Here is a 14384-nt window from a genome sequence, read left to right on the forward strand (position 1 = left end):
TGGGTTCGGTTTCGCCAACGCTCACGTTCATGGTGCCCACCACGTTCCAGCCATCTGCTGAAACAGCCAGCACAGTTGACGTGCCGGACCGAAGCCCTGTGACAACACCCTGCGCATCGATGGAGACAACGGGCGCAGCGCCGGCCACGGGCAGCACTTCCCACGTCACCGCTGCGGCTGCAAAGGCTTCAGGACTGCCTGTTGCCTCCAGCTGGAGTGTGCGGCCGGGCGCTGCAATGCTGGTCGCGGCGCGTTGCTGAACGCCCGCTGCCACCGTCACAGCGGCCAAGCGCACCGGCAGTGCTACATCCGTTCCGATGACCCGCAACTCGGAGATCGCAATGCAGCCCAAACTGCCATTCGCCAACTTGCCGGCCGTCATGACGTACCTGACCTTGTTGGTGGTCACGCCAGTAAAATGCACGATGTTCTTGCCTTGCGCCGGTTGGGTCGGGGTCACGACGGCCGAAGGAACATCTTTCCAGGCGCTGCCGTCCAGGTATTGCACCGTCACCGCGTCCGGTGCAGCGGCGCCCGAATCGACAAAGGCGTAGAACTCAGCGGAAGACACAGTGCGCGCCCCGCCAAAGTCCACCGTGATGGTGTCTTCTGCGCGTGGAGCCGCTATCCAGTTGGTCCAGAGGTTCTTCGTCTCTCCGTTGCCGGCCGTGGCAATGATTCCGTCATTGACTTTGCTGAGCGAGTCGCCTCCGCCTGCATTGGAATACGTCGCAGTGACCTGAACGTTCGCGTTCTCCGACGCCAATGCAAGGTTGCGGTTTTGTTCCCCGGCATAGCCTGCAATGTTTTCCAGGCCCGCCGATTCACCGGCGCCCACGTCAGTGAAATTCAGGCGTACATGGCGTGCGGAAACCGTGGGATTAAACGTCAGGGAACCCGTCGAATTGGCGGTGGCAGTCACTGGCGTCCAAGTCGATCCGTCCAAGGACGTCTCCACCGTGAACTCCCGCACCGAATCCGCTGCGAGCCTCACGTCAATACCGTTCAGTGCAAAGTCTGCTCCGAGGTCGGCGCTCCACACCGGAGTCGTGTCCCCCTCGGCGGAACGCCACGAGGTGCCTTGCGCGGTGTCGTTGGCCAACGCCGCTCCCGAACCTTCAGCAGCGGATGTGGCGCTGCCAGCCTTGCGTGCCACAACGTCCGCCACCGGGAAGCCCAGCGTCTTGAAGTTGTACATGCCCACCGGTGATTCATCGTTGGAGCCGCCCACAACCGAAATTCGGACATAGCGTGCAACCGCATCGAAGGCGTCCTGGCTTTCGTTCCCCGGCACAGTGTTGGTGCTCTTGTCAGCCACTGTGTAGTACGTTTCGCCGTCGTTGGAGACTTCAATGGTGTACTGGTAGGCGGTGCTGCCATCGAGCCACGTCACCAAAGTGGAGGTGAGCTGGTGGCGTGCACCGAGGTCTACCGACCACCACGTTTTCCCACCACGTCCACCCTGCCAGTATTGTGCCGGGTTTCCGTTGTTCGCCACTGCCGGTTCATGCCCCGGTGCGAAGTTCGATGCGCTTACACCGGGCTTTTCCTGCGCAATGTCGAGAGAAGCAGGGGCTGAACTTGCAGAGCCAAAAAGCTTGAATTCCGCAACACCTGCCACACTGCTGGCCGCGTTCTCCGGGAACACCACACGCACGTAGCGTCCGGACCGCAACCAGGTGTCGCTGACTTTCTCCGCAGCTTCATTTACACCGGATTTATCCAGTGCCGTGTCCCAGACAATGCCGTCCTCGGAATACTGGATTAGGTACGGGTACGCCGCGGACTTGTCCCAAACCAGGGTGGAGCCGGTCAAATCATGGCGTTTCCTCAAATCAAGCATCAGCCAAGAGTTTCCCGAGGCAGTGCCGGACTTCCAGGCCGTGGCCAGGTTTTGGTCCACGGCGGCGCTGGCGCTGGCGCCTGCGGCCGACGTCGACGCAGTTGCCGCTGAGCCGATGGCAACGTTCGCCCCGGACGCTTCGCCGTCGTCGTACTGGGGTGCAGGCAGACCCGGCACCTCTTCGCTGGTAATGGTGGCGGTGCCAGCGCTGAGCCCGGCGCGGCTTGCCGTCAGGGTGATTTCCCCCGGGGTGCGCTTGGCCCTGACCCACACGGCCAGCTGACCACCCTTCATGGTCAATGTGGTGGGCCCAACAATTTCGCCTGGCCCATTCACGGAGACGTCCACGGCGCTGTTGTCCGTGTAGGCAACGGTTCCATTGGCATCCTGAACGGCAATGTGGACAAGACGGGCGTCCGAGCTGTCGGCCTTGAGCGGGGTCTGCGTTTCCTTCGTCAGGGAGATCTGGCTTGCGGTGGCGGCGGTCTTCACCGAATGGGTTGCCACCACCTTGCCGCCAATGAGCGCCTCAGCGCGCAGTTCGCCTGCACTGTAGGCGCCAACGTTGAAGGTGAAGGGCGGATGCGGCAGGTTTGCTGTGTCCTTGCCCGTGTCCGGGGACTGCGTCGCCACCAGGGTGCCGTTCTTGAACAGGCGCACCTGCTCGGCGTTGCTGAAGACCTTGACGGAGGTGGGTGAGTTAGACGACCAGGTGTTGGCGATGAACGCCATGGGGCCGGAATCAACCCCTGGAATCACCACGTCCGCGTTGCGTTGGGACTTGAACAGGTACGTGCCAAATTTGGGAATTCGGTAGTAGTCGGTGACACCCATCAGTGAAGCACCCGGGTTGTAGCCGCTCATGTCGGCGAAGTCCCACAGCGCATCGGCGCTGAACCAATCCATGCCCAGGTTGGCGTTCAGGCCCTCCTGGTGGTTGGCGGCCTGGCTGAGGCTGTTGCGCGTCTCGTTACTGAAGTCATAGTTCTCGCGCGGCACCCGCGAGGTGGAGGAGTTTCCACCGTAGTCCCAGTCGCCCCACTCGCTGATCAGGATCGGTTTGGGGTTCTTGGTGTCACGGATGTCATGCTGGGAAGCGCCAACGAAAATGTCAAAGTTGTCCTTCCACCCCGCAGTGAACATTTGATTTCCGGGGTACTCCTCATGCGCTATGGAGTTCGTCTTCTGGGCCCACTCGTCACTGTAATTGCTCTCGTTGAGGCTGGTTTCCCAGGCAATCACGGACGGGTGGTTGCGGTCGCGGCGGATCATGTCCCGCAATTCCTGGTAGCTGTTCTCCTTGAACGCGGTGGTGTTGTTGAAGGTCTGCCACCCGGTCATGGAGTTGAGCACCAGTACGCCCAACTTGTCCGCTGCGTCATAGAACGCAGGGTCGTTGGGGTAGTGCGAGGTGCGGATAAAATCAAAGCCGGCATCTTTGACCCGCTTCACATCCTCATAGATGCTGGTGTTGGGCACTGCATTCCCCAAACCATAAATTTCCTGATGCTTGTTGGTTCCAATCGCCTTGAAGCGGACTCCATTGATGAACAATCCTTCGTGGCGCCACTCAATCTTGCGAATGCCGAATTGTTCCGTGAGCTGGTCCGACTCGACGCCGTCGCTCAGAACACTGACACGCGCGTGGTAGAGATTGGGGCTATTGGGGTGCCACAGTTTAGCATTGGAGACAGTGAACTGCTGCTGGACGGTCGTGCTGCTGGCCGCCCCAAGCTGCTGCGCCGTGCTGGTGCCGGTGGCCACCACTTGGTTGGCCGCATCTAGGATTTCAGTCTTCACCTTCACCGATGTTCCGGCGGCAGTGTCGTTTTGCACGTCGGTACGCACTTGGACCGTGGACGACGCCGGATCAACTGTCGGCGTGGTGATGAACAGTCCACCTCCGGCCACCTCGTTCTTGGCGACGGCATCGGTGATGTGAACGCGGTCGGTCAAGGTCATGGTCACGTCCCGGTACAGGCCGCCAAAGTAGCGGAAGTCAACGCCGGTGCGCCCGGGCCCCCAGTCAGCGTTGGGTCGCGTGTCTATGCGGACCGCAATCAGGTTCTCCCCTGGCAGCAATTTATCCGTGACATCCATGCTGAACGGCGTGTACCCGCCCACATGGGTGGCGATCTTGACGCCGTTGAGCCACACTTCGGCCTTTTGCATGGCAGCTTCAAAGTCGATGGAGATCTTCTTGCCGGCTGTTTCGTCCCCAACAGTAAACTTTTTGCGGTACCAGGCTGCCCCCAGATACTCGGTGACGTCTTCGGGAGTGTTGAACTTGATGTTGTGCGGGAGATTGACCCACCCCCAGCCCGAATCATTGGTGGTGGCGAGTTGTCCGTCCTCGACGTCGCCTTGGTTGAACTTCCAGTCAGTGTTGAAGTTTTTCACTTGGCGACCGGCGGCTGCTTCCCCCTGCGGTGCCGGAGCCTGCTGCAACACGGACGGTTGGCTCGCCCCCTGTGAAGCCGCCTGGGCGGGAACAGTCATGGCCACCATTGGCAGCAGAACCGCGACAGCCAACACTTGGCGCCCCCAGGCCCGGCGACTTCCGAACGAGACTCCCATAATTTCCTTTTCAGTTGGTCGTGCACGTGGCACTGGCAGTGCACATTACGACTTGTTCATAAATGTTTGAAATCCCCCATAAGCTACCATGACGGATGTCACAAACTGAACTATGTTGAGTGGAAATGTAACGTCTCAATCAGAAAACAATGGACACGTGTCTGTGAGATGGATAACATTTCACTACATGAGAAGACTCCCGCTCCGAATCTTTGCCGGCATCGCCGCCGCGCCACTCCTGTTTGCACTCCTGCCCAGCGTTGCACCTGCAGCAGACACCTCGGCACTCTCCGGCCCGGGTCTGGCCGGCGTTGTCCCGACGGTGAAGGAACTCAGCCTCACGGACGGGGAGACATTCAAGCTGACACCCGCCACCCGGATCATTGTTTCCGATGTCGATGAGGCACAGTTGCACGATGAGGCAGCACTGCTCGCCGGTGAACTCGTTGCACTCGACCAGCAGCACGAGCTGGGTATGAATCATGCTCCGGAGATCGTCATAGGCTCCGACCTGGCCGGTCCAAGTGACATCGTGCTGCGGCTGGGGACTACCAAGGACCTCACATCCACGGAAGGCTACAAACTTCTGATTGACGGCTCGGCCATGATCACGGGAGCAAGCGACACCGGAGTCTTCTACGGAACGCGGACCCTGCTGCAGTCGCTCGCTTCCTCCGGAGGCGCACAAGCCGCCACTGTGATTGACGAACCGGCCAAACCTGAGCGATCGCTCCACGTGGACGCCGCGCGCAAATACTATTCCCCCGCATGGTTCGAACAGGTCATCCGCGACATGGCCTCCATCAAGCTCAACCAGCTTCAATACCACTTCTCAGAAAACGAAGGCTTCCGCCTCGAGAGCAAGACCCACCCGGAAATCGTCAGCGATAAGTACCTGACCCAGGCTGAATTTTCCAGCCTGCTCACACTCGCAAAGCAATACCACATAGAGGTTGTCCCGGCACTCGATGTACCTGGGCACCTGAACCAACTCCTGAACGAACATCCCGAATTCCGTGCGTCAGACACCGCCGAGGGCCGCAAGGTTCTGGACTACTCAAACCCGCAGGCCCGGGCATTGATATTCGAGATCATTGATGAATTCGCCGAGTTCTTCCCCGGAAGCCGCTGGCACATGGGCGGCGACGAAATCTTCAACGTTGAGGACCCCAGCGACCCGGCAAAACGTTTCCCACGGCTTCAGGGCTATGCGGCAGCCGAGGTTGGCCCGGGAGCCAGCATCCATGACGGCTACATCCACTTCCTCAACGAGGTGAACACTCACCTGCACGCCCTGGGTAAAAACCAGGTACGCGTCTGGAACGACGCGCTCTATGGGGCGGACACTTCCGTGGCCCTTGATGCATCCGTTGACGTCACGTACTGGACAAAATGGCACCCGAGCATGCCCACGGTGGATACAATCCGCCAACACGGCCACAAGATCGTCAACTTCAACGACGGCTTCTTTTACTACGTGCTCGCCAATCCCGGAGCCGCCTATTCGACCCCGCGCCCGGCCGCAGACATCTACAACGACTGGCGCCCCGGAGTCTTCCCCAACAAGGACTGGACCGTACCGGCAGCCCAGCGCGGGCAGGTGTACCCCGAACCCAGCCCGGATTGGCTGACCGGCTCCTCCTACGCCATCTGGAGCGACAGTCCCGACCGGCAGACAGAAGAACAGGTCACGGCCGGTATCCGTCTGCCGCTGCGGGCCATGGCCGAACGTGTCTGGAACCCGACCGGATCGACTGTCAGCTATGCCCAATGGCTCGCGCGCGTCGAGGCCATCGGGACCCAGCCGGCAGCTGCCGACCTGACCTCGGTTCCCGCACTGGAGCTGAGCAAAACCGCCGTGGCCACGCGGGACGGTGCACCCGTGGAGGGTGGGCTGAAGCAAGGTGACAAGCTCACATGGCAGGTGCGCGCCACCAATGCAGGCGACACCCGAACCACTGTCACCCTCAGCGATGACCTCAGTGACGCCGTTGACGATGTGGCAGTCAGCGACGCACCCTCGGCGAGCGTCACAGACGTAAAAGGGGCCGTGGTGCGTGCGCCCGGCACGAACGCAGCCCTGAACCGTCCGGCGAGCGCTTCCGGCCAGGAGGTCGCGACACAGTGGGGTCCCGAGCTTGCCTTCGACGGAGCGCTGGAGGGTCAGTCCGGCCCGAACGGTTCCCGCTGGTCCTCAAACGGGGCCGATGACGCCTGGCTGTCCGTGGAACTGACCGAGCCAACCACGGTGGACCATGTGACCATCTACTGGGAGGAAGCATGCGCAGCCAGCTACCGCATCGACGTCTCAACCGATGGCAGCGTGTGGACACCCGCCACCGCGGTGATCTCACCGACGTGCGGCAGTGTGGACCGGCAGCCGCTTCTGATTGATCAGCCCGTCTCCTTCGTGCGCATGCAAGGCCTGGACCGCACACCGATCGGCGGAAAAAAATACGGCATGTCCCTGTGGGAAATGCAGGCTTGGACCGGCCCCGAGACCGGATCCGCCACTCCACCGGCGATTTTCGACAAAGAGTTGTTGACGTGGAACGGAGTCCTCGAGCCAGGTCATTCCGTAACCCTGGACTACAACGCGGTGGTCTCCGCGGAAGGGAACGGAAGCATCGTCAACACCGCGACGCTGACCTCGGCCTACCACCCCGACTTTTCGGCGACAAAGAGTACCAGGCACCTGCTTGCCAGGAGCACAGCAACGGACGCTCCCACCGAGGGCACAGGTACCGTTACGCCCACGAAGGACACGGCAACGCATAGTCCTTCCGAGGGCACAGCCAGTGGCGAGCCCACTGCAGGAACAACCACCAGTTCCGCCGGAACGAATGCCGGACAAGGCCCGTCCAGCCAGGCCGACAGCCCTGCTGCCGCCCAGGACAATTCCCTTGCGTCCACAGGGGCGTCGGTTCCCGGAGGTTTGGCGGCAGCCGCGGTGCTGCTGCTTGCCCTGGGAGTCCTGCTGCGCCGCCGCCGGGCGGCACATGCCTAGCGCTTTGCAGCCAGGCATGCCAGAACCTGGGGCACCCAGCGGCGCCCCGGGGTCTGGCATGCTTGTGGGACCATGGAAAAAATCGCCGACACCCCGCACACCGTGTCCGTCTACTCCACCCCCACCCGGGTGCTTGCCGCGATTGCCTGGGGCTTCTGCGCCTTCTTGGCCCTTAATCTGATCCTCACAGGCACACCTGCCTCGATCTGGCACTTCCTGCCCTGGCTGCTGCTCACCGCGTGGGGAATCCACGTGCTGCTGTGGCGCCCGCGGCTGCTGATCCGCTCCGACGGCCTGGCCGTCAGCAATATTCTGCGCGACCACAAAATCCCCTTCGGCGACCTCATTGCCATGCGGGTGCTGCAAACCGTCAGCTTTGACACGACAGCCGGCCGCATTGCCAGCTGGGGGGCACCCGGGTCCGGCAAGCTGGGCCCGAAGATGCGCACCGATGCACGTGGCGCCCGCACCGCGGCTTCCCTGCCGTACACTCAAACCTTGATCCAAACGGCCTGGGATGCGTGGGAACTCAGCCCTACGGCTAAAGGGAAGCACGACGGCGGCGCCCCCTCTCCCAGCCTCAGCTCCCCCCATGTGTCCCTCGGCGCCCAACCGGGCACCCAGCCCGGCACCCAGCAGGGGGTGGCAAGCCGCTGGAACATGCCGACCGCCGTCGTCGGTGTCCTTTTAGCCGTCCTTACCCTCGCAAGCATGATCACGTAAGTCCTTACACAAAAGGTCCGCACCCCACTCACGAAGAGCGGGGTGCGGACCCTTGCCGTACAGCCAGGAATCTAGCTCTTGAATCCCACGGTGGTCCAGTCGATTGACTGGAACTGTGCCGCACCGTAATTGACCAAACCGTCCTTCACACCCAGGGTGTTGGGGGTGGGCGTCAACGGGATGACGGGGGTGTAGGCGAAGATCGTCTTGTCGATCTCATTCGCCAGTTCGATGCGCTTGGCCGGGTCCAGCTCTGCGTTGGCCTTCTGCCACATGTCGCCGAGCTTGTCATCGGTGATGCCGGAGAAGTTCTGTCCCGCATCCTTCGGGTAGAAGATCGACTCGGACGAGGCAACCGGGTAGGCGGTGCCCGACCAGGCGAAGCCTGTCATTTCAAAGTTGGACTTGAGCACGTAGTCGGAGAAGAACTTGTCGGCCGGAACCGTATCATTCTTCACGCTGATGCCCACAACCTTCAGGTTGGCTTGGACCTGCTTGAATATCTGCTCCGACACCGGGTTGTTGGCATCGAGCGTGTAGGTGATCTCCAGCTTCTTGCCGTCCTTTTCCTGAGTTCCGTCGGCAGCCTTCGTATAACCGGCTTCCTTCAACAGTTCCTCGGACTTGGCGGTGTCGAAACCGATGACGGCGGTTGCGTTGTCCTCGTAGCCCTTCTGGCCGGGCATGTAGATGTAGCTGTTCTGGCTGGCCACCGGTGCGCCGATGGGGCTCAGGCGGCTGGCAGAGATGGTGTCGCGGTCAACGGCGCGTCCCACAGCCTGGCGGACCTTCACATCAGCCAGCGCACCCTTGGAACCGTTCAACGTGATGTGGTTCCACGTCAGGCCGCCGGACTGCTGGATGGCGCCGTCAGTGCGCTTCTTGGCGGTGTCGTAGTTGTTCTTGTTCGTGCCGATGCTGAACGCGTCGAGTTCCTTGTTCGCGTACGCCTGCGCCAGGGCGTCACGGGAGACGACCTTCATGACGATTTTCTCCAGCTTCGGCTTTTGGCCCCACCACTTCTCGTTCGGCGTCAACGTCACAACCTGGCCGGCGGCGTCCACGTTCGAGACCTTGAACGGTCCACTGGATGGCAGCGGCTTGGACTTGTAGCCCGAGTTGAAGGCCGTCACATCCGCGGCAACCGCGGCTGGCAGCACGGGAGTTTGGACCGAGCCTGCCGTACTGCCGCCCAAGATCGAAGGCCAGTCTGCGTTCTTGTTCTTGAACGTGATCTTGAAGTTGAAATCAGTGTCTTCGCGGGTCACCGATTCGATGTCCTTGTAGACGTTGTCGCCAACAATCTGATAGTCCGCATCGGTGCCATTGTTGGCTTTGATGGTGGCGTCATAGTCCTTGTAGGTGATGGGTGTGCCATCTTCCCAGACCGCCTTCGGGTTCAGCTTGATCTCAACAACCTGGGGGTCTTCGCCAGCGAGTTTCACGTCGGTGGCATAGTCCGGGTTCAACGCCCAGCCGCCATCAACGGTGTTGACGACCGGGCCTCCCGTGGTGGGATCCAGGATTTCGCTGCCGGCCTTGACGTTGCCGTCGACCTGCATGGTGTTCCAGTTGTCCGGCATCTGGTCCACGGCAAGCGTCAGTGTGCCGCCGTCCTTGACCGAGGCGTAGTCGGCCTTCGTCCAGGCCGTGGTGGGCAGCAAACCAGTGTCGGCAGCACCCTTGCTGTTGTCCACTCTGGGCTTGTTGTCCCCGTCTCCGCCGCCGGCACTGCAGCCGGTGACAGTGAGCGCAAGAGCCAGTGCTCCGGCTCCCAGCATCTTGTTGAAGTTTTTCATTGCTTCCTCCCATTGAATGGTCCTGGCCGTTCATCGGTGGTGTCCGGCCAGGGCGGTGGTTGTGGTCAGACTGTGGTGGTCATGAGGTCGATGTGTTCAGCGTGGTGGCACGCCACGCGGCTGCCCTCCACGGGTCTTTGGATGGGATCTTCGCTGCGACAGCGCTCCTGGCCCGCTGCGTCCATCAGCTTGTACAGCGGGCAGCGGGTGCGGAAATTGCAGCCGTTGATGTCCTCGGTGGGGCTGGGCAGGTCGCCTTCCAAAATGATCCGTGTCCTGCTGCGCTCCACCGTGGGGTCAGGCACCGGAACAGCGGAGAGCAGCGCCAGCGTGTAGGGGTGCTGCGGATTCTCGAAGATCTGTTCCGCCAGCCCGCTTTCCACGATCCGGCCCAGGTACATGACGGCAACGGTGTCGGCAATTTGGCGCACCACCGCCAGGTCGTGGGCAACGAACAGATAGGACAAGCCAAGTTTTTCCTGCAGGTCCTGGAGCAGGTTGATGACGCCGGCCTGAATGGAAACGTCCAAGGCCGAGACAGGTTCATCGAGCACCACGATCTTCGGATCCGTGACCAGTGCCCGGGCAATGCCGATGCGCTGGCGCTGCCCGCCGGAAAATTCGTGCGGGTATCTCGAAGCCATGGAAGGGTCCAACCCCACAAGGTCCAACACATCCCGGACCTTTCGCAGGCGTTCGCGGGCGGGGATGCCGTGGACAGTCAACGGCTCGGCCACAATGTCCTGGACGGGAAGCCGGGGATCCAATGACGCCATGGGGTCCTGGAACACCACTTGGATCTCCCGACGCAGTGTCCGGCGCTCCCTGGCGCTCAACGTTGCCACATCCACGCCGTTGATGGTGACGCACCCGGACTGGGGCTTGGCCAGTTCCAGGATCTCCATGATGGTGGTCGACTTGCCGCAGCCCGATTCACCCACAAGGCCCAGGGTCTGGCCGGACTTGATCTCGAAGTCCACCCCGTCCACGGCACGCACCATGCCGATGGTTTGTTTGAAAATGGACCCCCTGGATAGTGGAAAGTGGCGTTTGAGTGCCTCCACGGCCAGCACGTTCTCAGAGGCAACATCTGCCCGTTCGGCCGCGATGACCGGCTCCGGCACGGGGTACAAGTGGCCGCGGTCCAGTGCCCCGCTGGCAATTTCAGCCACCCGCAGGCACGCCGAGGAGTTCAGCGGGTCAGTCCCAATGGGGGTCAGAGGCGGTTCGGTGGTGCGGCAGGCTTCGATGACCACCGGGCACCGCGGGGCGAAAGGGCACCCGGGAGCCAGGTTGCTCAACTGTGGCGGGCGCCCCTCCAACGGCACCAGCCGGGTGTGGCCGGCCGTGGCCAGGTTCGGCATGGAGCGCAGCAGTCCAATGGTGTAGGGCATCGACGGTTGGTGGAACACCTGATCCACAGTGCCGGTCTCCACAATCCGCCCGGCATACATGACAGCGATCCTGTCCGCATTGCCCGCCACCACACCAAGGTCGTGGGTGATGAGCACCACCGCGGCGCCCGTCATGTCCTTCGCCTTCTGGAGCACCTCCAGGATCTGCGCCTGAATGGTGACGTCCAACGCCGTCGTCGGTTCATCGGCGATGATCAGGCGCGGGTTGTTGGCGATGGCGATGGCGATCATGGCGCGCTGGCGCATGCCGCCGGAGAATTCATGCGGGAATGCCTGGGCGCGGCGTTCCGGGTTCGGGATGCCCACCACCTTCAGCAGCTCCACCGCGCGGACGTTGGCAGCCTGCTTGGAGAGCCTCCTGTCATGAAGGCGCAACGCCTCGGCGATCTGTGCGCCGATCGTGTAGACGGGCGTCAGTGCTGAGAGCGGGTCCTGGAAGATGATGGAAATGCCGTCACCGCGCAGCCTGGACAGCTCCTTGTCGCTGCGTCCCAGCAGCGAGGTGCCCTCAAAGAGGATGTCGCCGCTGACCTTGGCGGAGGACGGCAGCAGCCCCATGACAGCGAGGGAGGAAACAGACTTGCCCGAGCCCGACTCGCCCACAATGCCCAGGAACTCGCCCTTGTCCACGTGGTAGCTGACGCCGCGGACGGCGGTCACGGAACCTCCGGGCTGAGGGAACGTGACGCTTAGATCGCGCACTTCCAGCAAATGGCTAGATGTCTCCGCCAGCTGGTGTCCCGCGAGCGTACGGGTCTTCGTTGTTGTTGTGGGATGGTTCTCAGTCACGGTTGACTCCGGAGGTTGGGTCGACGGCGTCGCGCAGGGCATCGCCGACAAGGCTGGCGGAGAGCACGGTGAAGACAAGGATGGCGGCGGGGAAAATGAACAGCCACGGACGGGTTGCCGCGGCGCCCTGGCCGGCGGCCAACAAGGTGCCCAGCGAGACATCCGGGGCTTGAATGCCGAAGCCAAAGAAGCTCAGGGTGGTCTCGCTGAGGATGGCCCCGCCAACCCCCAGCGTGGCGTCGATGATCAGCAGCGAGGACACGTTGGGCAGTACGTGGCGGCGGATGATGGTCCAGGTATCAACGCCCATGAACCGGGCCGCCTTGATGAAGTCCCGTTCCCGCAGCGACCTGGTCTGGGCCCGGATCACACGGGCCATGATCATCCAGCCAAAGCCCGAGAGCAGGAAGATCAACGCAACCCAGGACAGGGATTTGAAAATGGGGCTGAGCAGAATGAACAGGAACAGGCTTGGCAGCACCAGAAGCAGGTCGATGACCCACACGATGGCCCGGTCCCACCAGCCGCCAAGGTAGCCGGCCACGGCGCCCACCACACCGGCAATGATGGCGGCAAGCGGGCCCACGAGCAGTCCGATGATCAGTGACTTGCGCAAGCCGACGATGGTTTGGGCGTAAATGTCCTCGCCGATGTCGCTGGTGCCAAACCAGTGCAGCCCCGTTGGGCGGGAGCCCATGTTGTACACGTCGAGATCGGTGGCGTTCCAGGCGTTGGGGACCAGGCCAAAAATGGCCCACAGGATGATCGCGACCAAGCCGATGATGCCGACCCAAAAACGCGGGGTGCTGCGCAGCCGCGAAACCACCAGGCGCAGGCGTGAAACAGGTTTTTTGGAGTGGCTGGTTTCGGGACTGCCAGCGGCAATGTCGCCGATGGGCACTTCGTCAAGCATGGACATGGCTACACCCTCACTCTCGGGTCGAGTGCCGCGTACACAATGTCAGCCAGGGTTCCGGCTATCAGGATCAAAACGGCGTTGAACAAGATCGCGCCGGTAAAGGCATTGATGTCACTTTGCGTGATCGCCTGGACGAGCATCTCGCCCATGCCGTGCCAGCTGAACACAAGCTCCGTGACAGCGGCGCCGGCCAACACCGTGGCGAAGGAGTAGGCAAAATAGGTGGACATGGGAATCAACGCCACCCGGACACCGTGGCGCACCAGCGCCGAACCGCGGGTGCGGCCCTTGGAACGGGCCGTGCGGATGTAGTCCGCGGCCAGCACGTCGAGCATGGCGCTGCGCTGGTACCTGGAATACCCGGCGGCTCCCATCAGTGCCAGCGAAATGGTGGGAAGCAGCAGGTGTGCGGCGCGGTCAAGAACATGGGCCCACCAGCCGCCGTCGAGCCCGGCCGTGTATTCACCGGTGAAGCTGATCAGCTGGATGCCCAGCACGTTATTGAGCATGGTTGCCAGGATCATCAGCAGGATGCCCAACACAAACGCAGGCGTGGCAAGAATGGTGAACGACGCATAGGAAATAGCCTGGTCACTGATCCTGTACTGGCGCACGGCACCCCAAACACCAATGGCGACACCGACGATGGCGGCAATGATGGTGCCCAGGATGAGCAGGCGCAGGCTGGTGCCGGCACGGGCCGTCATTTCACTGATGACGGTGGTGTTGTGGATGGTGTCACCGAGGGAGCCGTGGGTCACCAAATTCACGATCCATGCCCAGAGCCGCTCAATGACGGGGGTGTTGGGATTGACACCCAGTCCGTCCAGGATCGCGTTGATCGTGTCGTCGGAGGGGCGGGGATTTCGGCCCAGGTAGCGGCTGGCCGGGTTGAGAATAATGCTGGCCAAGACATAGGCGCTCAGGGTGGCGATGGCCGACAGAACGGCGTAGTTGATGAAACGTTTTGCTATGAACCCGATCATGGGGCCAGCCTCAATGGTGGCGCAAAAGCGGCATCACGCGTAGAACGCATCGTCCGCTGCCGGGGTGTGTGCAGTGGCATTCATTCATCCTTCAAGCTGGCCCGTTACGACGGCCTGGGGTACTGGCCAAACCACAACGGAAGAGCGTTGCTTCCTTAGGTGAAAGCGGCTTGTGGCCTCCCTCACGCACTGTCCCGCCAATGTATCCCAGCTCACACATCGATTGGCCGCGCTGCATGCGCTGAACGAACAAACTGTCCAAAAGGACTACTTGGGGGCAGGTTCACACACACCTCCTCGCTGTAGTGTGGATCACACGATTCACG

General features: G+C 61.8%; 7 protein-coding genes. 2 read left to right on the top strand and 5 right to left on the bottom strand.

What is annotated here, in order from left to right; genetic code table 11:
- Nucleotides 1-4342, bottom strand: a 4342-nt coding sequence (locus Q4P21_RS02805) for a discoidin domain-containing protein (protein WP_303387342.1), incomplete at its 3' end; no start/stop codon positions are given.
- 265 nt (nucleotides 4343-4607) lie between these two features.
- On the opposite strand from Q4P21_RS02805, the gene Q4P21_RS02810 reads away from it, so the two are divergent.
- Together Q4P21_RS02810 and Q4P21_RS02815 are read left to right on the top strand one after the other, a co-directional pair.
- A complete protein-coding gene (locus Q4P21_RS02810) occupies nucleotides 4608-7427 on the top strand; it encodes a family 20 glycosylhydrolase (protein ID WP_303387343.1) in 2820 nt (939 codons plus the stop codon).
- Nucleotides 7428-7499: 72 nt separating this feature from the next.
- Nucleotides 7500-8150: a hypothetical protein gene (locus Q4P21_RS02815; protein WP_303387344.1), complete on the top strand. Its 651-nt coding sequence runs from the start codon at nucleotides 7500-7502 to the stop codon at nucleotides 8148-8150.
- A gap of 71 nt (nucleotides 8151-8221) precedes the next feature.
- Here Q4P21_RS02815 and Q4P21_RS02820 read toward each other — a convergent pair whose 3' ends face one another.
- The 4 genes from Q4P21_RS02820 to Q4P21_RS02835 all read right to left on the bottom strand — a co-directional run bounded on the left by Q4P21_RS02820 (nucleotide 8222) and on the right by Q4P21_RS02835 (nucleotide 14058).
- Entirely contained in the window at nucleotides 8222-9949 is a 1728-nt protein-coding gene (locus Q4P21_RS02820) for an ABC transporter family substrate-binding protein (protein WP_303387345.1), read from the bottom strand.
- Nucleotides 9950-10014: 65 nt separating this feature from the next.
- Complete coding sequence (locus Q4P21_RS02825; RefSeq protein ID WP_303387384.1) at nucleotides 10015-12096, bottom strand: dipeptide ABC transporter ATP-binding protein; 2082 nt, start codon at nucleotides 12094-12096, stop codon at nucleotides 10015-10017.
- Between the two features lie 49 nt (nucleotides 12097-12145).
- Nucleotides 12146-13072, bottom strand: coding sequence for an ABC transporter permease (locus Q4P21_RS02830; RefSeq protein WP_303387346.1), 927 nt, complete (start codon nucleotides 13070-13072; stop codon nucleotides 12146-12148).
- A gap of 2 nt (nucleotides 13073-13074) precedes the next feature.
- Nucleotides 13075-14058 carry an ABC transporter permease gene (locus Q4P21_RS02835; RefSeq protein WP_207345806.1) on the bottom strand — a complete coding sequence of 328 codons (984 nt, stop codon included), beginning with the start codon at nucleotides 14056-14058 and terminating at the stop codon, nucleotides 13075-13077.
- Nucleotides 14059-14384: the final 326 nt, after the last annotated feature.

The organism is Arthrobacter sp. (assembly GCF_030540645.1).
Taxonomy (GTDB): Bacteria; Actinomycetota; Actinomycetes; order Actinomycetales; family Micrococcaceae; genus Specibacter.